The sequence below is a fragment of the Luteibacter sp. genome, from assembly GCF_009912395.1.
Classification (GTDB): domain Bacteria; phylum Pseudomonadota; class Gammaproteobacteria; order Xanthomonadales; family Rhodanobacteraceae; genus Luteibacter.
Window position 1 is genome coordinate 70341 of record NZ_WNDO01000010.1, and the last position, 26948, is coordinate 97288.

General features: G+C 66.5%; 3 protein-coding genes. All 3 read left to right on the forward strand.

What is annotated here, in order from left to right; all coding sequences use genetic code 11:
• Positions 1-12 precede the first annotated feature (12 nt).
• The 3 genes from GAK28_RS11005 to GAK28_RS11015 are packed head-to-tail and all read left to right on the forward strand — an operon-like array spanning position 13 to position 26926.
• Complete coding sequence (locus GAK28_RS11005; protein WP_291778556.1) at positions 13-17925, forward strand: non-ribosomal peptide synthase/polyketide synthase; 17913 nt, start codon at positions 13-15, stop codon at positions 17923-17925.
• Positions 17922-25181 carry a non-ribosomal peptide synthetase gene (locus GAK28_RS11010; protein WP_291778558.1) on the forward strand — a complete coding sequence of 2420 codons (7260 nt, stop codon included), beginning with the start codon at positions 17922-17924 and terminating at the stop codon, positions 25179-25181. The genes GAK28_RS11005 and GAK28_RS11010 overlap by 4 nt, the downstream gene beginning before the upstream one ends.
• Positions 25178-26926: an ABC transporter ATP-binding protein gene (locus GAK28_RS11015; RefSeq protein ID WP_291778561.1), complete on the forward strand. Its 1749-nt coding sequence runs from the start codon at positions 25178-25180 to the stop codon at positions 26924-26926. Before GAK28_RS11010 ends, GAK28_RS11015 begins: the two co-directional genes overlap by 4 nt.
• The last annotated feature ends 22 nt before the right edge of the window (positions 26927-26948 follow it).

Consider the following 26948-nt stretch of genomic DNA (forward strand, 5'->3'; position numbering starts at 1 on the left):
GATCTTCGTTACATGAACACGCAAGATCACATCGCGAATGAGATTCCCACGTCCTGGAACGGTAACGACATCGAATTCCCAGCGGACCGATGCATCCATGAACTGTTCGAGAGAGAGGTCGATCGTGCGCCTGAGGCGACGGCGCTGCGCCTTGGCGGCGAACTCCTGACCTACGCGGAGCTCGACGCACGCGCGAATCGCCTGGCGTGGCGCTTGAGGGACGTCGGCGTCGGGCCGGATGTGCGTGTCGCGATCTGCATGCCGAGTCGCATCGAGCGCGTGATCGCGGTACTTGCGACCTGGAAGGCGGGCGGTGCCTATGTACCGCTCGATCCCGGATATCCGGTGGATCGCCTGGCCTATCTACTGCATGACAGTAGCCCCGCCGTCATGCTGACCGATGGCGATGTGCCCCACGGCGTGCGCGATGCCTTGCGACAGGTGGCGAATGAAACGACGGCGATCCTGGATATCGACGACGAGATGTCCTCGCATGGCCTGTCCGACCAGCGCCTCGCACGCGACACGACCGGCGTGGCACCGGAACACATGGCCTATGTGATCTACACCTCCGGGTCCACCGGGCAGCCCAAGGGCGTCATGGTGGAACATCGTGGCGTATGCAACCTGGCGACCATGCAGCGCGAGGTCTTTGCCGTGGACGCGTCGAGCAGGGTGCTCCAGTGCGCCTCCTTCAGCTTCGACGCCTGCCTGTTCGAAATGGTGATGGCGCTGTGCAACGGTGCCTCGCTGCATCTTCCGCCATCAGGCGCGATGGTGGCCTCCGCGACGCTGGCCGGTCTGCTGCTGGATGAAGGCATCACCCATGCGACGCTGACACCGTCCGTGCTTTCCGGCGTGGATGCCGTGCCATCGAGCCTGCCCCTGTTGCGTGTGCTCGCGGTGGCAGGCGAAGCCTGCCCATCGGCACTGGTCGACCGTTGGGCGCCAGGTCGTACTTTCATCAACGCCTACGGGCCGACGGAAACCACGGTCTGGGCGACATGGCACGCCTGTGTCCCGGGCACGGATCAGCGCCCGCCGATCGGACGTCCGGTGGGCAATACGACAGTGTACGTGCTGGATGCGCATGGCAAGCCAGCGGCCCCCGGTGCTTCCGGCGAACTCTACATCGGTGGTGTGGGTGTGGCGCGCGGCTACCTCGGGCGCGATGCGCTGACCCGGGAGCGGTTCGTCCCCGATGTGTTCTCCGATCGCGCCGGCGCGACGCTTTATCGAACAGGCGACCTGGTGCGCTGGCTGGACGATGGCACGCTCGATTTCCTGGGGCGCGTGGACGACCAGGTGAAGCTGCGTGGACTGCGCATCGAACCCGGTGAAGTGGAGGCACGGCTCGCGGACGTGTCAGGGGTGCGCGAATGCGCGGTCGTGCTCCGCGAAGACACCCCCGGCGACGCACGGTTGGTGGCCTATGTCATCGGTGACGGAACCGTCGCGATCGAGCCTCGCGCGTTGCGTCACGCGCTGTCCGGCGTATTGCCCGAATACATGGTGCCCTCCGCGTATGTGACGCTGGATGCGTTGCCACTGACGCCGAACGGCAAGCTGGATCGCAAGGCGCTCCCCGTTCCCGGTGCCAACGCCGTCACGCGCCGCCCCTATGTGGCGCCGGTGGGTGAACTGGAGACAGCCATCGCGACGATCTGGAACGAATTGCTGCGCACGGGCGACGTGGGAAGGGATGACCACTTCTTCGAACTGGGTGGCCATTCGCTGCTTGCCGTGCAGGTCAGTTCCCGGTTGCGCCAGCGCATGGGTCTCGACGTGCCGATGAGTGGCGTGTTCTCGCATCCAGTGCTGCGTGACTTCGCCAACGCCGCCGGGCAGTCCGAGCCGGTGGATAGCTCTCCGTTCGTTCCGGGCCACCGACCCGATGCGCTGCCCCTGTCGTTCGCCCAGCAACGCTTGTGGTTCATCGCGCGGACCGGCGACGAGGCGAGCAAGGCCTATAACCTGGCGCTTGCGTTGCGTCTGGGCGGTTCGCTTAACAGTACGGCGTTATCGTCGGCCCTCGCGCGTATCGTGCAGCGTCACGAAGCCCTGCGAACCTGTTTCGGAATGGTCGACGGGCATCCGGTGCAACGGATACAGAATGCCAGCGCAGAGGTGCTGTCCTTTCATACGGGTGACGCGGATATCGTCGCCCGCTGGCGGCGGATCGATGCCGATGCGGCATTCGACCTGGCGAACGGGCCGATGTTCAGGGCGCGTCTCATTCGTGTCGCGGAGGAAGAACACGTCCTGCTACTCACGATGCACCATATCGTCTCCGACGGATGGTCCATGGGTGTCCTCGCGCATGAGCTGGATACGCTTTATCGCGCCTACGGGTCCGATGGCATGCCGGACGACATCGATCCGCTGCCCTCCCTGAATGTGCAGTACGCCGATTACGCGCTGTGGCAGCGGCATCGGTTCGATGCTCCGGCCCAGGCGTCGCAGATCGAGTTCTGGCGCGGTGAACTGGCCTCGGTGCCCGAGTTGGTGGATCTACCGAGCGATCGCCCGCGACCCGCGAGGCAGGACTATCGGGGGCGGCGTGTCGATATCGCCTTCGATGGCGAACTGACCTCGGCGCTACGCTCGCTGTCGCAACGGCATGGCGCGACCTTGTACATGACCCTGCTGGCCGCCTGGGGCGCGGTCGTATCCTGGCTGTCGGGCCAGGACGAGGTGGTGATCGGTTCTCCGGTGGCGAACCGGACGCGGACCGAGGTGGAACCGCTGATCGGCTTCTTCGTGAATACCCTCGCATTGCGAGTCGATGTCGCCGACCGGCCCACCGTGGCCCAGCTTATCGCGCAAGTGCGCGATCGCGTGCTTCGCGCCCAGGCGCATCAAGACCTGCCGTTCGAGCAGCTCGTCGAAGCACTGCGGCCGCGACGGACACTGGCGCATACGCCGATTTTCCAGATCGCCTTTGCCTGGCAGAACCGCGCGACCTTCGCGCTGGGTGGGCTGCAGGTGGAGGCGTTGCCCGAGCTGGCGGACCAGGCCCGTTTCGACCTCACGCTGGATCTCGCCGAAGAGGGCGGCCGCATCGTCGGTTCGATGATCTACGCGACCTCGCTCTACGACGAGGAAACGGTGCGTCGTCACCTGGGTTATCTGGAAGCGACGCTTCGCGGCATGGTGCGGGACGATACGCTGGAGATCGACAGCATCGCGTTGATCTCCGACACCGAGCAGGCCGCCTTGGCCACGCTCGCCGGTATCGACCGGCCTTATCCCTGCGACGAGCCGGTGTATCGCCTGGTGGAACGGCAGGCCGCGTTGACACCGGATACCGTCGCGGTGGAGCAGGACGGTCACGCGCTGACGTATCGCATGCTCGACGACGAGGCGGACGCATTGGCGTGGCTGCTGAAGGCGAATGGCGTGGGTCCGGAAGAACGGGTGGCTTTGTGCCTGCGTCGCGGTCCGGATCTGGTGCGCGCGATGCTCGCGGTGTCGAAGGCCGGGGGCGCCTATGTGCCGCTCGATCCGGCCCATCCCGTGGACCGCCTGCGCGACACGCTGGTGGACTGTGCACCGCGCGTGGTGTTGACGCATGCCGATCTGGCGGAAGACGGCCGTTTCGACGGTTGGGCCGTTCTTCGCGTGGAAGACGACATGCCGTCGCTGCCTGCGATAGCCCTTCAGGCGGCGGCGCCGTCGAACCTTGCCTATGTGATCTACACCTCCGGTTCGACGGGTCGCCCGAACGGGGTGATGGTGGAGCATCGCCAGTTGGCGAACCTGATCGGCTGGCACGGCGAAGCGTTTCCGTTGTCGCCGGGCGAACGTACGTCATGCACGGCGGGCGTGGCATTCGATGCCTGCACGTGGGAAATCTGGCCGGCGCTGTGCCACGGTGCGACGCTGGTGCTGCCGCCCTTGGCCACGGTGGGTGATCCGTCCGCGCTGCTGGACTGGTGGGAAGGCGAAGACCTTCGCACCAGCTTCCTGGTGACGGCGCTGGCCGACGCGGCACTGTCGCGCGGGCAGGCGAGCAAGACCGGATTACGCCAGCTGCTGACCGGTGGCGACCGGCTGGGCCGGTTGCCATCGGCGGAGCTACCGTTCGAGCTGATCAATAACTACGGCCCCACGGAAACGACAGTGGTGGCGACCTCCGGCGTGCTGCGCACGGACGATGGGCTGGTACATATCGGCCGACCGATCGCGAACACGCGGATCCACTTGCTGGATCGGCATGGCCGCCCGGTGCCGATGGGCGCGCCGGGCGAGATCCATGTCGCTGGCGCGCAGGTGGCGCGGGGCTACCTCAACCGACCGGAGCTGACGGCAGCGCGCTTCCTGCCCGATCCGTTTGCGATCGAGGCGGGCGCGCGCATGTACCGGACAGGCGACCTCGGACGTTGGCTGCCGGATGGACGGCTGGCCTACCTGGGCCGTAACGACCATCAGGTGAAGATCCGCGGCCTGCGCATCGAGCCGGGCGAGATCGAGGCGCGACTGCTAGCTATCGAAGGCGTACGGGAGGCGACGGTGCTGGCGCGGGAGGACGTGCCGGGCGAGCGCCGACTGGTGGCGTACGTGGTGCCGACGGAGGGCGTAACGCTGGAGGCCTCTTCGCTGCGCGACGCGCTGGCGGCGGTGCTGCCTGGGTACATGGTGCCGGTGGCATACGTGACGCTGTCGGCGTTGCCGCTGACGGCGAACGGCAAGGTGGATCGTCGCGGGTTACCGGCACCGGACGACGCAGCGTACGCGCAGCGTGTGTACGAGGCGCCAGAGGGCGAGGTGGAGATCGCGCTGGCGCGGCTATGGAGCGAACTGCTGGGTGTGGAGCGGGTGGGGCGGCGGGATAATTTCTTCGAACTTGGCGGCCACTCGTTGCTGGCCGTGCAGTTGGTTGAACGCATGCGTTCGCAGGGGCTGCATGCCGATATCGCCGCGCTGTTCGCCCAGCCGACCCTCGCCGCGCTTGCGCAGGCGGTGTCGGGGGATCATGCCGTGGACGCGTTGCCGACCTCCGGTCCGATCCCGCCGGGAAGTACGGTGATCGTCCCGGACATGCTGTCGCTCGTGGCCCTCGACCAACCGACGATCGACCGTATCGTCGCCACCGTGCCCGGAGGCACCGAGAACGTACAGGACATCTATCCGCTGGCGCCGTTGCAGGAAGGCATCCTTTTCCACCATCTGATGCATCCGGACGACGATCCGTATCTTCTGTCGATCACGCTTGGCTTCGCCACGCGGAACGAATTGGACGCGTTCGTCGATGCGCTCCGCCACGTAGTCGCACGTCACGACGTGTTGCGAACGGCGATGCGGTGGGAAGGGCTCGACGCACCGCTACAGTTGGTGTGGCGCGAGGCGCGGCTCGACGTGACGGAGGTCGATGGGGCGATCGATCCCCGTGAGGCGGGGCTCGATCTTCGGCAGGCTCCGCTCGTGAAGGGATTCGTGGCGTCCGATACGGTCACGGGGCGCTGGTCGTTGCAACTGGTTCACCATCATCTGGTGCTCGACCATACCGCGCTGGACGTGCTGCTACGCGAGATCGCGATGATCCGTGCCGGTCGTGCCGATGCACTGGGTGAACCGGTGCCCTTCCGACGGTTCGTGGCATGGTCGCGCCACGGCGTGGATATCGCAGCGCAGGAAGGATTCTTTCGAAGCATGCTGGGCGACGTGGACGAACCGACCGCGCCGTTCGGCCTGCTGGACGTGCACGGCGACGGGCGTGACACGGATCAGGCGCGACGCACCTTGTCGACGGCGCTTGCGGTCCGTCTGCGCGCGCAGGCCCGGCGTCTCGGCGTGAGTGTCGCCAGCCTGTTCCATTGGGCCTGGGCACAGGTGTTGGCGAAGACCACGGGACGCGACGATGTCGTCTTCGGCACCGTACTGTTCGGTCGGCTCCATGCCGGTGATGGTGCGGACCGCGCCATGGGCCTGTTCATCAACACGTTGCCGATCCGTATCGGGCTGGGGGAGGTCGGCGTCCGCGATGGCGTCGTGAGAACGCAAGCGACCTTGTCGGGACTCGTTCGCCACGAGCACGCCTCGCTCGCGCTGGCACAGCGTTGCAGCGCGATACCTGGCGGTACGCCGTTGTTCTCCTCCTTGCTCAACTACCGGCATAGCGCCGAAGGCCACGACACGGATTGGACGCACGGCCACGATGTCGTGTCGACGCACGAGCGTACGAGTTATCCCATCGACCTGTCCGTCGACGATCACGGCGAAGGCTTCAATCTGAGCGCGCAGGCGGTCGTCGCCGTCGGCGCGGCGCGTGTCTGTGCCTATATGGAGCAGGCGTTGGTGGCGCTGGCCGACGCGCTGGACATCGATCCGTCACGGCCCTCGTGGCATGTCGACATCCTGGACGATGCGGCGCGCTCGCAGGTGCTGGCGATGGGGCGGGGTGACGCCATGATGGCGGCCGACGGTCTCATCCATGCGCTGTTCGAGGAACAGGCTCGCAGGACACCGCAGGCCGTCGCGCTGGAACACGCGGGCCGTCACCTGACCTATGAGGAACTGAACGCGCGGGCGAACCGCCTGGCACGCCACCTTCGCGATCAGGGGGTGGGGCCAGACGATCGCGTGGCGTTGTGCGTCGAACGCGGGATGGATGCGATCGTGGCGATCCTTGCCACGCTCAAGGCCGGTGGCGCTTACGTGCCGCTGGATCCGTCTTACCCCGACGACCGACTGGCGCACATCGTGCGTGACAGCGAACCGCGGGTGGTGCTGACGCTGGAGGCAATGGATCGCGTCACGCGGATCGCGCCGCATGTGCCGCGCATCGACCTGGACGCCGCCGAACCGGCATGGCAAGCGCTGGCCGCGCACGACGTGCCGGCCTCCGATGTCGGCCTGCACGCAGGTCATCTGGCCTATGTGATCTACACCTCGGGCTCGACAGGTGTGCCGAAGGGCGTGGCGGTGGAGCATGGTGCCTTGCGTCGACGCATCGAGGGACTGTCGGCCTGCTACGGCTTCCACGCATCGGACCGGATACTCCAGTTCGCCTCGATCAATTTCGACGCGTCGGTGGAAGAGATCTGCGGCGCCCTGACCCAGGGTGCGGCGCTGGTGTTGCGAACGCCCGAATGGCTGGTCGCGGCCGACGCGTTCTGGACCTTGTGCGAAGGCGCAGGTATCAGTGTCGTCGACCTGCCGACGAAGTTCTGGCAGCAGTTGGTGTCCGATAGCACCGCGACGGTACCCGAGGGCGTTCGCGCCGTCATCGTCGGTGGCGAGGCCATCGACCCGGTGACGGTGGGGCGCTGGATGGCGATGTCCGGTCATCGTCCGCGCCTGTTCAACACGTATGGGCCGACGGAGGCCATCGTCGTCGCCACGGTGCAGGAGGTGGTGGACCGCGCCGACGTGCAGATCGGTCGGCCGGTGGCCGAGACCTCCATCTATGTGCTCGATGCGCACGGCGGGCCGGTGGCGCCCGGGGTCGCGGGCGAGATCCATATCGGTGGCGCGACCCTGGCCCGCGGATACATCGGCCGTCCCGAACTGACACAGGAGCGTTTCGTCGACGATCCGTTTGCGAGCCATCGGGGGGGGCGCATGTACCGTACGGGCGATCTCGGTCGCTGGTCGGCCGATGGGCGGCTCGAATACATGGGGCGCAACGACCAGCAAGTGAAGATCCGCGGTTTCCGCGTCGAGCCGGCCGAGATCGAGGCCACGCTTCGCGGTCTTTCCTTGGTACGCGACGCGGCCGTGCTCGCATTGCCCGACGCGACGGGCGGCACGCAACTGGTGGCCTACGTGGTCGCCGTGTCGGGGGAGGCTCTCGATCCATCAGGCCTTCGCGCAGCTCTGTCGGCGGTGTTCCCCGAATACATGCTGCCGGCGGCCTATGTGGCGCTCGACCGCTTGCCGCTCACGCCGGGCGGCAAGCTCGATCGTCGTGCGCTGCCCGTGCCGTCCGGCGACGCGTTCGTACGGCGTGCCTACGAGGCGCCGCGTGGCGATACCGAGGTCGCGCTCGCACATCTGTGGAGCGAGGTGCTCCAGGTGGAACGGGTAGGGCGCACCGACCACTTCTTCGAACTGGGTGGTCATTCGCTACTCGCGGTGCGTCTCATGGAGCGCATGCGTCGCGCATCGATGCATGCCGATATCCGCACGCTGTTCGCCCGGCCGACCCTCGCCGCGTTGGCCGAAGCCGTGGACGAGGCAAGGCGTGAAGGCTGGCAGGGCGTGGTCGTGCCGCCTGCTCGCATTCCCGTCGGCACGCAGGACATCACGCCGGCGATGCTGCCGCTGGTCGACCTCGACCAGGCGCAGATCGATCGTATCGTGGCCTCGGTTCCCGGGGGATCGAGCAACGTGCAGGACATCTACCCGCTCGCGCCGTTGCAGGAGGGCATCCTGTTCCATCACCTGCTGCAACGTCATGGCGACCCCTACCTGTTGTCGACCTTGCTGTCGTTCGCATCGCGGGATCGGCTGGATGCGTTCGTCGATGCCTTGCAGGCGGTGATCGATCGCCACGACGTACTCCGTACCGCGGTGCTGTGGGACGGCCTTCCGGAACCCGTACAGGTGGTGTGGCGCAACGCGCGTCTCGAAATCGAGACGCCTGATCTCCCGAGCGACGACAGGGTCGCTGCCCTGAAGGCCCATACCGACCCGCGCGACCACCGTCTCGACATCACGCGGGTGCCGTTGATGCGCGCCGTCGTCGCGCACGATCGCCAGACGGATCGCTGGCTTTTGTCGCTGCTACAGCACCACCTTGCCATGGACCATGTCACGGGCGACCTCATCCTGGAAGAGATCGGCCAGATCCTCGATGGCGATGAGGCGATGCTCGCGGCACCCTTGCCGTTCCGCGATTTCGTGGCGCAGGCCCGCCTGGGCGCGAGCATCCAGGAGCACGAGTCGTTCTTCCAGGCGATGCTGGGCGACGTGGACGAGCCGACGGCGCCGTTCGGCCTGCTGGACGTGCATGGCGATGGCGAGGACGTACGCGAGTCCAGCTTGCGCATGCCATCGTCGCTTTGCCTGCGTTTGCGCCGCCAGGCGCGTGTTCTCGGCGTAAGCGCGGCGAGCCTGTTCCACTGGGCCTGGGCGCAGGTGCTGGCGAAGACCACGGGGCGAGAAGACGTTGTCTTCGGCACGGTGCTATTCGGCCGCCTCCAGGGCGGCGAAGGCGCCGACCGGGCGATGGGCCTGTTCATCAATACGTTGCCCGTGCGCGTGGCGCTAGGGGAGATCGGCGTGGCGGATGGCGTTCGCGCCACCCATGCCCGTCTGTCAGGTCTGGTACGCCATGAGCATGCGCCCTTGGCGGTCGCCCAGCGATGCAGCGCGCTTCCTTCCGGCACGCCCTTGTTCTCCGCCCTGCTGAACTACCGGCATAGCGTGGACGAGCAGGGTACGTCGCCCGCCTGGATGCGTGGCGCGGAGCTGATGTCGGTGGAGGAACGCACCAATTACCCCATCACCCTGTCGGTGGACGATCTCGGCGACGGCTTCGCGCTCAGTGCGCAGGTGGTGGAAGCCGTCGATGCGGATCGCCTCTGCGTCTACATGCTGAATGCGCTGACGGGGCTCGCGGACGCGTTGGAACACTCGCCATCCTTGCCATCAAGGGATATCGGCATCCTCGGCGAAGAGGAGCGCAGGCAGGTATTACACGGCTGGAATGACACGCGGCACACCTGGAACGACCAGGGCCAGTGCATCCACCAGCTGTTCGAGCGGCAGGCACGGCGGACGCCAGATGCCACCGCCCTCGAATACGAAGCGCAACGACTGAGCTATCGCGAACTCAACGAGCGCGCGAATCGCCTCGCCCATGAGCTTCGCGCGCGGGGTGTCGGTCCGGAGGAGCGCGTCGCACTGTGCCTGTGGCGAAGCATCGACATGGTGGTCGCGATTTTCGCCGTGCTCAAGGCGGGCGGTGGCTACGTCCCGCTCGATCCGTCGTATCCGGCGGATCGCATCGCCTACATGCTGGGTGACTGCCAGCCACGGGTCGTCCTGGCCCAGGCGGGCATGGACATCGATGCCCTGTCGGCGACGGCCGATGTTCTGCTGCTGGACGGTAAGCACCGTCCATGGGACGACCGCCCGATCGACGATCCGGTGGATATCGGTCTGCACGACGGACACCTGGCCTATGTGATCTATACCTCCGGCTCCACCGGTCAGCCCAAGGGCGTGATGATCGAACATGCCGGCGTGGTCAACCGCATGGCCTGGATGCAGGAGGCGTATGGTCTGGATGCCTCGGACGCGGTGCTGCAGAAGACCCCGTTCGGTTTCGATGTTTCCGTCTGGGAATTCTTCTGGCCGCTGACGGAAGGCGCGCGACTGGTGATGGCCAGGCCGGAAGGTCACAAGGACCCGGTCTACCTCGCCGAAACGATCCGTGAGTACGGGATTACCACGGCGCATTTCGTGCCATCGCTACTCCAGGTATTCATCGACGGTGACGAGGCGGCCGCGTGCACTGGCCTGCGTCGCGTCGTATGCAGTGGCGAGGCCTTGCCGGGCGCCGTCGCCAGGCGCTTCCGCCAGGTGCTTCCCGGTACCGCGCTGCACAACCTGTACGGCCCGACCGAAGCCACCGTGGACGTCACGGCGTGGACCTGTGACGTCACGCCGTTGCCGGACAACATTCCTATCGGCGCGCCCATCGCGAACACGTCGATCTATGTGCTCGATGCCCAGGACCGCCCGGTGCCGGCCGGCGTGCCTGGCGAGATCCATATCGGTGGCGTGCAGGTGGCGCGTGGTTACCTGAATCGCCCCGAGTTGACCCGTGAACGTTTCGTGCCCGATCCGTACGCGGAGCGGGCCGGCGCGCGCATGTATCGCACCGGCGACCTGGGACGCTGGCTCCCCGATGGCACCGTGGAATATCTGGGCCGCAACGACCACCAGGTGAAGATCCGTGGCCTGCGCATCGAGCTGGGAGAGATCGAAGCGGGTATCGGGCGCCAGCCGGGAGTGCAGGCGGTCGCGGTCCTCGTACGCGAGGACGTGCCGGGCGACAAGCGCCTGGTCGCCTACGTCGTACCCACGCCCGAAAGCAGGCCCGAGGCGTCCGTGTTGCGCCAAGCGATCGGTCGGGATCTGCCCGATTACATGGTTCCATCCGCGTGGGTCTTTCTCGATGCGCTGCCGCTCACCCCGAACGGCAAGCTGGATCGTAGCGCGTTGCCCACGCCGGAAGGCGGCGCCTCCATCCAGCGTGGCTACACCGAACCGGTCGGTCCCACGGAGACCTTGCTGGCCGGGCTGTGGGCGGAGCTGCTGCGCGTCGAACAGGTAGGACGCGACGATCATTTCTTCGAACTCGGCGGCCATTCGCTGCTCGCGGTACGCATGATGTCGCGATTGCGCCAGCGCACGGGGCGGGACGTGGGGCTACCCAGCTTGTTCGCGCATCCCGTGTTGCGCGACTTCGCGGTGGCGGTCGACATCGCCGACGCGGTGGACGGACCGGCTCTTGTCCCGGTGGAACGATCCGGGACGTCGCCGTTGTCGTTTGCGCAACGGCGCCTCTGGCTCGCGGCCCAACTGGGCGAGGAGGCGAGCGCGGCTTACCACATGCCGATCGGACTTCGCCTGCGGGGCCGGCTCGACGAAGCGGCGCTCGAGGCGACCCTTCGCCGTATCCGGCACCGGCACGACGTGTTGCGGACCTCCTTCGTCCTCGACGGCGACGAGCCCGTGCAGCGGATCGCCCCGCCAGGAGATTTCGTCCTGCGGCGTGAAGCACTGGAGGCCCCCGAAGCCGATCGTGAGGCGATCATTCACCAGCATGGCCTCGCGGAAGCGAAGGCGCCCTTCGATCTCGCGACGGGGCCGCTCATCCGAGGGCGCCTGCTGCGCCTGGCCGACGACGACCATGCGTTGCTGCTCACCATGCACCACATCGTGTCGGATGGTTGGTCGCTGGGCGTGCTGGCCGAGGAATTGAGCGTGCTCTACGCCGCCTACGTATCCGGCGATGTCGCGTACGACCACGATCCGTTGCCTCCATTGCCGGTGCAATACGCCGACTACGCATCGTGGCAGCGCCGTCGCCTGGACGATGCGCGCCTCGAAGGGCACCTGGCCTACTGGACCACGCAGCTGGCGGATGCGCCATCGTTGTCCGCCTTACCGACCGATCGACCGCGTCCGGCGACACAGGGCTACGTGGGCGACATGGTGCATGCACGCGTACCGGAGACCACGACCGCGGCCGTCGGCGAGTTGGCGCGACGCCACGATGGCACGGTGTTCATGGTGTTGATGGCGGCTTTCCACGTGTTGCTGTCCCGGCATACGGGGCAGAACGACCTCAACGTTGGCACGGTGGTCGCCAACCGCGATCATGCCGAGCTGGAGCCGCTCATCGGCATGCTGCTGGACACGCAGGTCATCCGTGCGCGGATCGACCATGCGCAGAGCTTCGTCACCTTGCTGGACCAGGTGCGCGAGACGGTGATCCAGGCACATCGCCATCAGGAGCTGCCGTTCGATACCCTGCTGGAACGGCTCCGCCCCGAGCGTCATCCAGGCGCGACGCCGTTGTTCCAGGTCATGTTGCAGATGCAGAACATGCCGGATCGCACGGTGGAGCTGCCGGGCCTGGCGCTCGAGGTGCTTCCGGCCGCGTCGCATTCGGTCAAGTTCGACCTCACCATCTACGTGACCGAGCGCGATGGCCTCATGGACCTGGCATTCGAGTACGACGTGGCGTTGTTCGATCGCGCCACCGTCGAGCGCTTGGCGTCACGCTATGTCCTTCTGCTCGACGCATTGCTCGCCATGCCTGCCGGTCGTCTCGCCGAGGTGTCCATGCTCGACGAGGCGGAGGAGGAAGCGCTTCGCGTTACCTGGAACGCCACGGCGATGCCTCTGGCGGAGGTGCACGTCCACGAACGGTTTGCCGAGCAGGCCCGGCGAATGCCGGACCGGCCCGCGTTGCGGGCGGGCGATGTCGTGCTCACCTATGCCCAGCTCGACGACCGCGCGACGCGCCTGGCCCGATATCTCGTCGAGTCGGGCGTGGCACCTGGTGAAACGGTGGGTCTCTATCTGCCGCGTTCGCCGGCCTTGCTTATCGCCGTGTTGGGCGTGCTCAAGGCCGGTGGCGCGTACGTGCCGCTGGAGCCGAGCCTTCCCGCGGAACGCATCGCCGACATGCTGGACGATGCGGGCACGGGCTGGGTGCTGCTGGAATCGTCGGCAATGGCGACGCTACCCTTGCAGGGCGTCGACGTGGTGCTCATGGACGGTGCGGTCGATGACCCGTACTGGCTCGACGACTACGTCGATGGCGACTTGCCCGAGGTAGCCTGGGATGACCTTGCGTATGTGATGTACACCTCGGGTTCGACGGGGCGCCCGAAGGGCGTGATGGTGGAGCATCGATCGCTGGGCAACTACCTCGCGTACGCGGTCGATACCTATCTGCCGGGCATGGCCGGATCCGTCGTGAGCTCGCCGCTGTGCTTCGACGCCACGCTGACGACGCTGTTGCCGCCGTTGTTGACGGGCGGCCAGGTCTGGCTGTTGCCCGATGACGACGGTGTGCTTCCCGCCTTGGCGGAACGCCTGTTCGCCGATGATGGCGACTGGTTGTTCAAGATCACGCCCGCCCATCTGGAGGCGTTGTCGTACATGGAACGAGCCCCGGACGCGGGGCATGCCGCGCACCGCATCGTTGTGGGTGGCGAGCAGTTGACGATGGCGACTTTGCATCGATGGAAGGGGACGTTGCTGCCCCGCGCCGTGTTCGTCAACGAGTACGGCCCCACCGAAACCGTCGTCGGCTGTAGCACCTGGACGCTGGCCTCGGCCGACCAACTGGAGTCGATACAGGGCGCCGCGGCGCCGATCGGACGTCCTATCGCCAACACCACGCTTTATGTGCTGGATGCGGCCGGCAAGCTCCGGCCTCCCGGCTGCGTGGGCGAGTTGTATATCGGTGGCGCCGGCGTGGCTCGCGGCTATCTCGGTCGCGACGAGCTCACCCGGGAACGTTTCATCGCGAACCCCTTCGGCGAAGGACGGCTGTACCGGACGGGCGATCTCGTGCGCCATGTCGACGATGGCGTGCTGTTGTTCCTGGGACGCATCGACGAGCAGGTGAAGATCCGTGGCTTCCGCATCGAGCTGGGCGAGATCGAATCGCTGCTGGTGACCCATGCGGGTGCAAGGGAGGCAGTGGTGCTGGTACGCGAGGACGTGCCGGGCGACCGGCGCCTCGTGGCCTATGTCGTGGCTGAGGCCATTGGGACGCTCGATCCCATGGCGATGCGCGAGGTTCTGGCATCCCGGCTTCCGGACTACATGCTGCCCTCTGCATGGGTGACATTGGCCACGTTACCGCTCACCACCAATGGCAAGGTGGATCGTCGCGCACTGCCCGCACCGTCGTCTGCCGGTACGTCGGACGACGCGTTCGAGGCGCCGCAAGGCAGGGTGGAAACGCTGCTCGCCGCGATCTGGCGCGATCTGCTGCGCGTGGAACGTGTCGGTCGCCACGACCATTTCTTCCAGTTGGGCGGGCACTCCCTGCTAGCCGTGCAGCTCATGGAGCGCATGCGGCGTGAAGGACTTCACGTCGACATCCGTGCGTTGTTTGCCCGACCGACCCTCGCGGCCCTGGCGAAAGCGGTGAGCGAGGGAAGCGACCAGGGCGTGGCTGTCCCCGCCAACGGTATCCCCGCGGCGTGCGAAGCGATCGTGCCGGACATGTTGCCCTTGGTCACGCTGGCCCAGGCGTCCATCGACCGTATCGTCGCGACGGTGCCCGGCGGCGCGAGCAACGTGCAGGACATCTATCCGCTGGCGCCCTTGCAGGAAGGCATCCTGTTCCATCACTTGTTGCAGGAACGAGGCGACGCCTATCTGTCGACGACCGTTCTCGCATTCGATACGCGCGAACGGATGGATGCGTTCGTCGCGGCGCTGCGCCAGGTCGTGGATCGTCACGACGTACTACGTACGGCCGTACTCTGGGACGGCCTGCCCGAACCGGTGCAAGTGGTCTGGCGCCATGCGCGTTTCGACGTGGAGGAACTGGCGGTGTCGCCGGAGGAGGCGTTGTCGGCCCTGGTCGAATACACCGATTCGCGTCATTTCCGCCTCGACCTTCGCCAAGCCCCGCTGATCAGGGGCTACACCGCCCGGGATGATCAGGGGCGCGTGTTGCTGCAATTGGTCCATCATCATCTGGTGTTGGATCACACGGCGCTGGACGTGCTGTTGCAGGAGGTCGGCCTGATCCTGGACGGCCGCCACGCCGAACTGCCGGAGGCGGTACCGTTCCGCAACTTCGTGGCCCAGGCCCGCCTCGGTGTCGGCCAGCACGAGCACGAGGCGTTTTTCCGGGACATGCTGGGCGACGTGGACGAGCCGACGGCGCCCTTCGGACAACAGGATGTCCGTGGCGATGGTGCCGACGTGTACGAGGCCCACTTGCCGTTGTCGATGGATCTTGCGCGTCGTCTGCGTGCGCAGGCGCGTGGCCTGGGTGTCAGCGCGGCAAGCCTGTTCCAATGGGCCTGGGCGCAGGTGCTGGCGCGAACCACGGGACGCGACGATGTCGTCTTCGGCACCGTGCTGTTCGGACGCCTGCAAGGCGGTGCGGGCACTGATCGCACCATGGGCCTGCTGATCAACACGTTGCCGTTGCGCGTCCGGCTTGGTGACAGCGGCGTCCGGGACGCGGTCAGGCACGCGCACGATGCGTTATCCGGCCTCATGCGCCACGAGCACGCGTCGCTGGCGCTGGCCCAGCGATGCAGCGGTCTCGCTGCCGACGCACCGCTGTTTTCCTCGATCCTGAATTACCGGCATAGCGAAGAGCACGAGGGCGAGGCGCCCGCATGGGCGCAGGGCGTCGACGTGCTGGCGGTGAAGGAGCGCACCAATTATCCCTTCATGATGTCGGTGGACGACCTCGGCGACGGCTTCGAACTGGGCGCGCAGGTGAGCGAGCCGATCGCCGCCTCGCGCATGTGCGAGTACATGCGACAGGCCCTCGAGCGCCTCGTTGATGCGCTGGAATCGGCGCCGGACACGCCGTGCTGGCGTATCGATGTGCTGGGCGACAAGGAGCGCCAGCAGCTGCTTGCCGGTTTCAACGACACGGGTCGCGAGTGGTCGGACGCCGTCACCGGCTTGCATGGATGGTTCGAACGCCAGGCCCGCGCGACTCCCGACGCGCCGGCCTTGGTCCATCTCGAACAGACGCTGAGCTATCGCGAGCTCGATGAGGCGTCGAACCGGCTGGGACATCACCTGCGCGCCCTCGGCGTCGGTACGGACGATCGTGTGGCCATCGCCGTGCGCAGGAACGCGTCGATGGTGATCGCGATGCTGGCGACGCTGAAGGCCGGTGGTGCCTACGTGTCGCTCGACCCGTCGTACCCAAGCGAACGGCTGGCCTACATGCTGGAAGACAGCCGGCCGCGCGTGGTGCTGGCGCAGCTCGACGTCGACATGCCGTCGTTGCCGCCGGAGACGATGCGCGTTGACCTGGATGCCACGCATCGTCCATGGGAGTTGCTGTCCAAGGCTGCCTTGCCTGGGACGGTGACGTCCCGCGACCTCGCTTATGTGATCTACACCTCGGGATCGACGGGGCGTCCGAAGGGCGTCGCGATCGACCACGGTAACGCCGTGAACTTCATCGGCTGGGCGCTCGACGCTTTCTCCGCCGAGGCATTGCGCCACACGTTGTTCTCGACGTCGCTCAACTTCGATCTCGCCGTCTTCGAGTGTTTCGCGCCGCTGGCATGTGGAGGTTGCATCCATCTGGTGGACAACATCCTGGCGCTGGCGACGCACGACGTTCCGGTCACCCTGGTCAATACGGTGCCTTCCGCCCTCGCGGCGATCGTCGCGGAGGGCGTGGTACCCCCGAGTGTCCGTGTCGTCAACGTGGCGGGCGAGCCCTTGCGAGGATCACTGGCGGACGCACTGTTCGCGACCACGGATGTTGACAGCCTGTGCAACCTGTACGGGCCCTCAGAAACCACGACGTATTCCACGTGGATTCGCATGGATCGTCGGAAAGGATTCGATCCGTCGATCGGGCGCCCTATCGCGAACACCTCGATCTACCTGCTCGACCGGCGCGGGCTGCCGGTGCCGATGGGCGCCGTGGGCGAGATCCATATCGGTGGCGCGGGCGTGGCACGGGGATACCTCGACCGTCCGTCGCTCACGGACGAGCGCTTCCTGCCCGATGCGTTCGCGTCCGCTCCCGCCGCGCGCATGTACCGCACGGGCGACCTGGGGCGGTGGCGTCCCGACGGCACGCTCGATTACCTGGGACGAAACGATCATCAGGTGAAGGTGCGTGGATTCCGTATCGAACCGGGCGAGGTGGAGGCGCACCTGATGGCGATCGACGGTGTGCGCGAAGCGCTGGTGATGGCCCGCGAAGAGGTGCCGGGCGACCGTTACCTCGCGGCCTACCTGGTGCCCTCGCTCGACACGACCCTCGACACCCAGCATGTCCGCAAGGCGCTGGCCGCCACGCTACCTCCGCACATGCTGCCCACGGCATGGGTCGTGATGCCCTCGCTGCCCCTGACGCCGAACGGCAAGGTGGACAGGAAGGCGCTGCCCGTTCCCTCGGGAACGGCGGCAGGGCAGGGAACCTACGAGGCGCCCGCGGGCGAGGTGGAAACGACGCTGGCCTCGATATGGAGCGAACTGCTGCGTGTCGAACGGATCGGCCGGCATGACCGTTTCTTCGACCTGGGCGGTCACTCGCTGCTCGCCACGCAGTTGCTATCCCGTGTCCGCGGCGAATGGGAGATCGACATGCCACTCACCACGGTCTTCACCCGCACGAGCCTGGCGGAATTCGCCGATGCCATCGTCGATTTCCAGCTTTCGCAATTCGACGCCGATGATCTCGAGCGGCTCGTCAACGAAGAGAGGGACTTGCTGTCATGAACGCCACGTTGGACAACATGAGCCGGGCGGCGCGCGAAGCGCTTTTCCTCAAGGCGCAAGCCGCGCGACGCAAGGGCGGTGCGGCTGCCCGACCGGTCGGCGTGCCCGCTCGCCAGGCCCCGCGTGATCATTGGCCCGTGTCGCATGCGCAGCGTCGCCTGTGGTTCATCGCGCACATGTGGCCGGCGGCCCACAACCTTCCAGCGGCCCTGCGTTTGCACGGAAGGCTCGATGAGGTGGCCTTGCAGGCGGCGATCGACCGGATCGTGCAGCGGCACGAAGCCTTGCGCACGCATTTTGACGTGGTGGACGAGCAACCCGTGCAACGTATCGCGGCGACGGGGCGCGTCGCATGGTGTCGCCATGACCTGTCCGGGGACGATGGCAAGTACGACGCCGTCGCGCATTGGCGGGATGTCGAGGCGAGCACGCCGTTCGATATCGCCACGGGTCCGTTGATCCGTGGCCGCCTGCTTCGGTTGCACGCGGACGAGCATGTGCTGCTGCTGACGATGCACCACATTGTCTCCGACGGCTGGTCGATGGGTGTGCTGGCCCATGAACTGGGTGAGCTCTATCGCGCCTATGCCGGTGGCCTGGCGGTCGATGTCGATCCGTTGCCGGCGCTGCCGATCCAGTACGCGGACTACGCCGCCTGGCAGTGTGACTGGCTCGTGGGCGATATCCGGCAGCGGCAGCTTGCCTACTGGACAGAACAGCTGTCCGGCGCGCCGACGAAGGTCGAATTGCCGACGGATCGTCCGCGCCCATCCGTCCAGGATCATCGCGGGGCCGGGATCGCCTTCGAACTGGACGTGTCGCTGACGACAGCGCTGAAAGCGCTGTCCCAGCGCCATGGCACGACGTTGTACATGACCTTGCTGGGTGCATGGGCGGCGGTCGTGTCGCGGCTGTCCGGGCAGGATGACGTGGTGATCGGCTCCCCGGTGGCGAATCGAACGCGTACCGAGGTGGAACCGTTGATCGGCTTCTTCGTGAACACGCTCGCGCTGCGGGTCGGGTTCGGGGACAGGCCCAGTGTGGCGCAACTTTTGGCGCAGGTGCGCGATGCCGTGCTCCAGGCACAGGATCACCAGGACCTGCCGTTCGAACAAGTGGTGGAGGCGTTGAGTCCGCGCCGGACCCTGGCGCATACGCCGATCTTCCAGCTGGCCTTTGCGTGGCAGAACACCCCGGGTGACACGTCCGCCTGGGGCGATGTCGCGGTCGACTCCCTGCCATCGCGCGAAGGGGAACAGCTCGCACAGTACGACTTGACGCTTGAACTGCGCGAAGAGGAAAACGGTGTCGCCGGTACGCTGGTCTACGCGACCGCGCTCTTCGATGAAGCAACGATGCGTCGGCACCTGGGTTACCTGCGCGCGATGCTGCGTGGCATGGTCGAGGACGATGCGCTGGCCATGGACGCGATGCCACTCGTGGACGATGAAGAACGAGACCAGCTGGCGGCATTCGATGGCGCCGCGCGCGTCTATCCCGTGGATCGACCGATCCATGCATGGTTCGAAGCACAGGCACGTTCGTCGCCCGATGCGGTGGCCATGGAGCAGGATGGCCGGACCTGGCGCTTCCGTGCGCTGGACGAGGAAGCCAACGGCCTCGCGCACGCCCTGCGCGATAGGGGCGTGGGTCCGGAGGAACGCGTGGCGTTATGCCTGCGTCGCGGTCCGGACCTGATACGCGCGATGCTTGCGGTGTCGAAGGCCGGAGGCGCCTATGTGCCGCTCGACCCCGCGTATCCGTCGGAACGGTTGCGCGACACGCTGGCGGATTGCGCGCCGCGCGTGGTGCTGACGCATGCCGACCTCGCCGAAGACGATGCCTTGTCGGGCGAATGGTCGATCCTGGCCATCGACGGGGCGGATCGTCCGGCGCCCATGAGTGATGCGCCGGTCTCCGACGACTTCGACGGAAGCCGGCTCGCCTATGTGATCTACACCTCCGGCTCGACGGGTCGCCCGAATGGGGTGATGGTGGAGCATCGCCAGCTAGTGAATCTGGTCGGCTGGCACGGCGAAGCCTTTCCGCTGTCGCCGGGCGAACGGACGTCATGCACGGCGGGCGTGGCGTTCGATGCCTGCACGTGGGAAATCTGGCCGGCGTTGTGCCACGGTGCGACGCTAGTGCTGCCGCCATCAACGACGGTGGGCGATCCGTCCGCGCTGCTGGACTGGTGGGAAGGCGAAGACCTTCGCACCAGTTTCCTGGTGACGGCGCTGGCCGACGCGGCACTGTCGCGCGGGCAGGCGAACAAGATCGGACTACGCCAGCTGCTGACCGGTGGCGATCGGCTGGGCCGGTTGCCATCGGCGGAGCTGCCGTTCGAGCTGGTCAACAACTACGGCCCCACGGAAACGACGGTGGTGGCGACCTCCGGCGTGCTGCGCGCGGACGATGGGCTGGTGCATATCGGCCGGCCGATCGCGAACACGCGAATCCACTTGCTGGATCGGCATGGCCGCCCGGTGCCGATGGGCGCGCCGGGTGAGATCCATATTGCTGGCGCGCAGGTGGCGCGGGGCTACCTCAACCGTCCGGAGCTGACGGCGGCGCGCTTCCTGCCCGATCCGTTCGCGACCGAGGCGAATGCGCGCATGTACCGGACCGGCGACCTCGGACGTTGGCTGCCGGATGGACGGCTGGCCTACCTGGGCCGTAACGACCATCAGGTGAAGATCCGCGGCCTGCGCATCGAGCCGGGCGAGATCGAAGCACGGCTGCTCGCTATCCAAGGCGTGCGCGAGGCGACGGTGCTGGCGCGGGAGGACGTGCCGGGCGAGCGCCGACTGGTGGCGTACGTGGTGCCGACGGCCGGCGTGACGCTGGAGGCCTCGTCGCTGCGCGACGCGCTGGCGGCGGTGCTGCCTGGGTACATGGTGCCGGTGGCATACGTGACGCTGTCGGCGTTGCCGCTGACGGCGAACGGCAAGGTGGATCGTCGCGGGTTACCGGCTCCGGACGACGCCGCGTACGCGCAGCGTGCGTACGAGGCGCCAGAGGGCGAGGTGGAGATTGCGCTGGCACGGCTATGGAGCGAACTGCTGGGTGTGGAGCGGGTGGGGCGACAGGACGATTTCTTCGATCTTGGCGGTCACTCTCTGCTTGCGGTGCGCATGACCTCGCGACTCCGGCAGCGCTCAGGTCTGGATGTGCCGGTCTCTGCGGTCTTCATGCATCCGACGCTGCGGGAATTCGCCCGGATCGCCGCCGAAGCGCGACCGGACGACGTGCCACCCCTCGTGGCCGGTGCGCGTCCGCGCGTGTTGCCCTTGTCGTTTGCCCAGCAACGCCTGTGGTTTATCGCGCACATGGGTGACGGAGCGAGTAGTGCCTATCACGTGCCCGGCGCGCTGCGTTTGCATGGCGAACTCGATATCGGCGCAATGCAGGCGGCACTGGATCGGATCATCCAGCGACACGAGGCCTTGCGCACCCGATTCGAATCCGTCGAAGGCCTGCCCGTGCAGCGGATCGACCATGACGCGACCTTCGCGCTTGCCCACCACGACCTGCGCGACGAGATCGATCGTGACGAAGCCGTGGAGCGCTGGCGTCGCCACGATGCGGAGACGCCTTTCGACTTGTCGCGAGGCCCGCTTGCGCGTGGCTATCTGCTCCGGGTCGCGGATCGCGAGCATGTGCTGCTACTGACGATGCACCACATCGTTTCCGATGGCTGGTCGATTGGCGTCTTCATGGAGGAGCTGGACACCTTGTACCAGGCTTATGCGAAGGGCGATGTGCATCCAGGTGTGGACCCGTTGCCGGCGCTGCCCATCCAGTATGCCGACTACGCGCTGTGGCAACGCCGCTGGCTGACGGGCACGGCGCAGCGCAGGCTCGTCGAGTTCTGGCGGAATCATCTGGCGAAGGCACCCTCGCTGGTTGGACTGCCCACCGACCTGCCCCGGCCGTCGGTACAGGATTACCGTGGCGCGTCGATCGATGTCGTGCTCGACGCGGCACTGACGGCCGGGCTGCGTCACCTGTCCCAGCGTCACGGCACGACGCTCTACATGACCTTGCTCGCCGCTTGGGCCGCCTTGGTCGCAAGGCTCTCCGGTGACGAGGACGTGGTGATCGGTTCCGCGCTAGCCAATCGTACGCGTGCGGAGATGGAACCCCTGATCGGCTTCTTCGTGAACACCGTGGCATTGCGGGTGGCCTTTGGCGACCGTCCCACCGTCGCCCAGTTGCTCGCCCAGGTGCGCGATAGCGCGACCCAGGCCCAGGGGCACCAGGACCTGCCGTTCGAACAGGTGGTGGAGGCGCTGAAGCCGCCTCGTACCCTGGCGCACACGCCGCTTTTCCAGCTCATGTTCGCCTGGCAGGGGGCATCGTCTGGCACGACGACCCTGGGCGGCCTCGACCGGGAGGCATTGTCGCCGGATCACGTGGCGGCGAAGTTCGACCTCACGCTGGAACTGGGCGAAGAAGGCGACACGATCGCCGGTACGATCGTGTACGCCTCGGCACTGTATGCGGAGGACACGATCCGGCGTCACGTCGCGTATCTGGTCGCCCTGCTGCGCGGCATGGTGGACGACGATACGCGTGCGGTGGACGCGATACCGATCGTGTGCGGCAGGGAGGCTCGCCGCCTGGCCCAACTGCACGTGACCGAGCGTTCCTACCCGCAGGATCGCTATGTGCACGAAGGGTTCGAGCGACAGGCCAGGGCGACGCCCGATATCGTCGCCGTCGAACAGGATGGTCACGTACTGACCTATCGCGAACTGGACGAGGCCGCGAACCGCCTCGCGCATGTGCTGCGCGCATATGGCGTGGGTCCGGAGGTGCGGGTGGCGTTGTGCCTGCGTCGCGGCGAAGCGTTGGTGCTCGCGATGCTCGCGGTGCTGAAGGCCGGTGGCCCGTATGTCCCGCTTGATCCTGCCTATCCGGCCGAGCGCCTGCGGGCCACCTTGCATGACTGCGGGCCACGGGTCGTACTGACGCAGAAGGATCTTGCGATCGACGGAAACCTCGATGGCGACTGGCAGGTGCTCTTGCTGGATGATCCGGACAGCCGGTGGAAGGAGTCGTCCGGCGAGGTGCCGACGGCGGACGACGTCGACGGAAGTCGGCTGGCCTACGTGATCTACACGTCGGGTTCAACGGGTCGTCCGAACGGCGTGCTTGTCGAGCACCGTCAGTTGGCGAACCTGATCGGTTGGCATGGCGACGCCTTCCCGCTGTCGCCGGGCGAGCGCACGTCATGCATGGCGGGCGTGGCGTTCGATGCCTGCACCTGGGAGATATGGCCCGCGCTATGCCGTGGTGCGACCCTGGTGCTGCCGCCGTTGGTGACGACCGGCGATCCGGTCGCGTTGCTGGACTGGTGGGAGCAGGAGGATCTGCAAACCAGTTTCCTGGTGACGGCGCTGGCGGACGCGGCGTTGTCGCGCGGGCAAGCCGAGCGCGGAAACCTCCGCCAGCTATTGACCGGTGGCGATCGCCTTGGCCGCCTACCGTCCGCCGATCTGCCCTTCGAGCTGATCAACAACTACGGCCCGACGGAGACGACCGTGGTGGCGACTTCCGGCGTGCTTCGCGCCGACGACACGCTGCCGCATATTGGCCGACCGGTGGCGAACACACGGATCTACCTGCTGGATCGCCATGGTCATCCGGTGCCGCACGGCGCGCCCGGCGAGATCCATATCGGTGGCGCGCAGGTCGCTCGCGGCTACTTGAATCGCCCGGAGCTGACGGCCGCGCGCTTCCTGTCCGATCCCTTCGCGGACGGGGCCGAGGCGCGCATGTACAAGACCGGTGATCTGGGTCGCTGGCTACCTGACGGTCGCCTGGCGTATCTGGGTCGCAACGATCACCAGGTGAAGATCCGTGGTTTGCGCATTGAACCGGGCGAGATCGAATCCCGCCTGCTGGAGATCGACGCGGTGCGCGAAGCGGCGGTGCTCGCGCGCGAAGATGTTCCCGGTGAACAGCGGCTCGTCGCGTACGTGGTGCAGGGTGACGGCGTCCGCCTGGAAAACGCGTCGCTACGGGACGCGCTGACGCGCACGCTTCCGGCCTATATGTTGCCCTCGGCTTATGTGTCGCTCGACGCATTGCCGCTGACCCCGAACGGGAAGGTGGATCGCCGGGCATTGCCGGCACCCGACGCGCACGCCTATGTGCAACGCGGTTACGACGCACCCCAGGGGGATGCGGAGATTGCGCTGGCCCATCTGTGGTGCGAACTGCTCGGTGTCGACACCGTGGGACGCCGGGACAATTTCTTCGAACTCGGTGGGCACTCGATGTTGCTGTCGCGTCTGGTGGATGGAGCGCGTAAAGCTGGGTTGGCGATGGACCTTCGCCAGGTGTTCGATGCACCGGACCTGATGTCGCTTGCCGCTATCGTCGGCGTGGCCGACCGCGTGGCGGACATGCACTCGACGATGGTGCCGATCCGTTCGGCGGGTGACGAGGCTCCGCTATTCTGTTTCCACGAGGGCTTCGGCACGATCCTCGCGTACGAACGGCTTGCGCGGTTCGTCGATCCCCGGATTCCCGTGTATGCGCTCGAGGCCAGGGGCTTGCACGAAGATCTGCCCGTCTACCGCACGGTCGAGGCGATGGCGGCGGACTACCTCGCGCAACTGGAACGCATCCAGTCTGCCGGGCCCTATCGCCTGACTGGATGGTCCAGCGGTGGACTCATCGCCTACGAGGTCGCCCATCAGTTGATGACGAAGGGCGAGACGGTCGAATTCCTCGGCCTCATCGACACCTACAACATCGCGGTGGAGGACCTGGAGGGCGACATCGCCGAAACTACGCATTACCTCGTGCGCACGCTGGAGTACCTGAGGCCCGACCTCGCGCCGGAAATCTTGCGGGCCCTGCTGTCGCTGGGTGGCCTCGATGCCACGGTCGAGGAATGCCATCGCAACGGATGGTTGCCAGTCGACGTGACCGCACGCGATATGGATCGGCGATTCCAGGTCGCAAAGGACATCGGTCGCGCTTGCGCGGCCTATACGCCACCGCCCCTCGTGCTGGACGTGGACCTGTTCAGCGCCAGCGAGCCGGCGCGCGAGGACCGAAGCAATGGCTGGGCCGACGTGATCGGCGCTTGCCTCGACGTGACCCGGATGGAGGGATCGCACATGTCGATCATGCAGGACGAAACGCTCATCCGTCGGGTCACCGATGTCATGAACCGGGCGATGATGGGAACGCGTGACAAGGCACGCGACGAGCGTCTGTCGAAGGAGCGTTGGGCATGAGCGCGGCTTCGGTATCCCGTTCGTCGCTATGGTCGCTCCTGCGCATGGCGCGTCCATCCCGGCCATTGCTGGGGGCGGCAATGGGCATGACCCTGCTGTCGGTGGCCGGCACGCTCGGGTTTCCCGTATTGACCCGCCGCTTGGTGGACACGCTTGCCCACGGGGCGCCGGACATCGCCGGCATCGCGCTGCTGGCCTGCGTCATGGCGGGGTCGGCCATCGCATCGGCCGTGTCGGGCTATCTGCTCAGTCGCGTCGGTCACGACATGATCGCCTCGTTGCGTACGTTGCTCGTGGAGAAGCTGTTGCGCCTTCCCGTGGCCGCCTTCGATCGGGAGAGCACCGGTGAACGTGTCAGTCGCGTCTTGAGCGATTGCCAGTCGATCTCCGAACTGGCGACACGGCAGATGGTCAACCTCGTGAGCGGTGTGTTGGTTCTCACTGGCTCGATCGTCGTGCTGCTGTATTTGGATATTCGCCTGACGCTCACCGTGCTGGGGTGCATCGTCCTTGCCTTCGGCGTGGCGATTCCTCTCGCGGCGATGCTCGAAGGTCTCGCCTTGAGCACGCAGGATCGCACGGCGAAGCTGGGCGGCATCCTCACCCACGTGCTGTCGGAGATCCGCCTGGTGAAGGCGTTCACGGCGGAAACCCGCGAGCGCGAGCGGAGCCGCGCGGAGATCCTGGACATCCGACGGCTCGGTATCCGCGTGGCGAAGATCAGCGCGGTGCTTGGGCCCCTGATCAGTCTTTCGCTGACCGCCGCCATCCTGGTCATCCTCGTCTACGGTAGTTCGCGCGTGGGCAGCGGCAGCATCAGCATCGGCACGCTCACGGCCTTTATCCTCTACATCTTCAACGTCGCGTTGCCCCTGGTGCAGCTGACGACCTTCCTGGAGGAATGGCAGAAGGCGAAGGGCGCGTCGACGCGTATCGCGGTGCTGCTCCATGAAGAGGAAGAGAGCACGGTCGGCGATGACGTGGAAGGCATCGACGGCCTGCTGGAGTTCCGTAACGTCTCCTTCGGCTACCCGGGGCGGGAGGCGACCGTGCTGCACGGCATCGACCTGGTGTTCCGACCTGGTACCACCACCGCGTTGGTGGGCGCCAGCGGCAACGGCAAGACCACCGTGCTGTCGTTGATCGAACGTTTCTATTCGCCCGGATTCGGGGCGGTGTTGTGTGATGGCAGACCGATCGGCGACTTCGCCTTGCCCGCATGGCGCAGCCGCATCGGCTACGTGGCGCAGAGCGCGCCCATCATGCCTGGCACCGTACGCGACAACATCGTCTACGGTCTCGATCGCGCCTGTTCCGACGATGAGGTATGGGATGCCGCGGCGCAGGCGGGGGCGATGGAATTCATCGGACAGATGCCGCAAGGCCTGGACACCGTGCTCAGCGAGCAGGGGGGCAACCTCTCCGGCGGGCAACGGCAACGCATCGCCATCGCGCGCATGTTCCTGCGCAATCCCGATGTGCTGATCCTCGACGAAGCCACCTCCAGTCTCGACAGCGAAACCGAGCACCGCGTGAAGACGGCGCTGGAGTCGTTGATGCAAGGGCGCACCAATATCGTGGTGGCGCACCGGCTAGCCACCGTGATGCATGCGGATCGGATCTATTTCCTCGAGAACGGCCGGATATCCGGCGCAGGCAACCACGAGGAGCTGCTTTCGACGCACGCCCCGTATGCGCGCCTGGTCGCCAGGCAGTTCCGCCGTCCGGAAAAGGAGAGCGCATGACGCCTCGCACCCTTGACGGCAC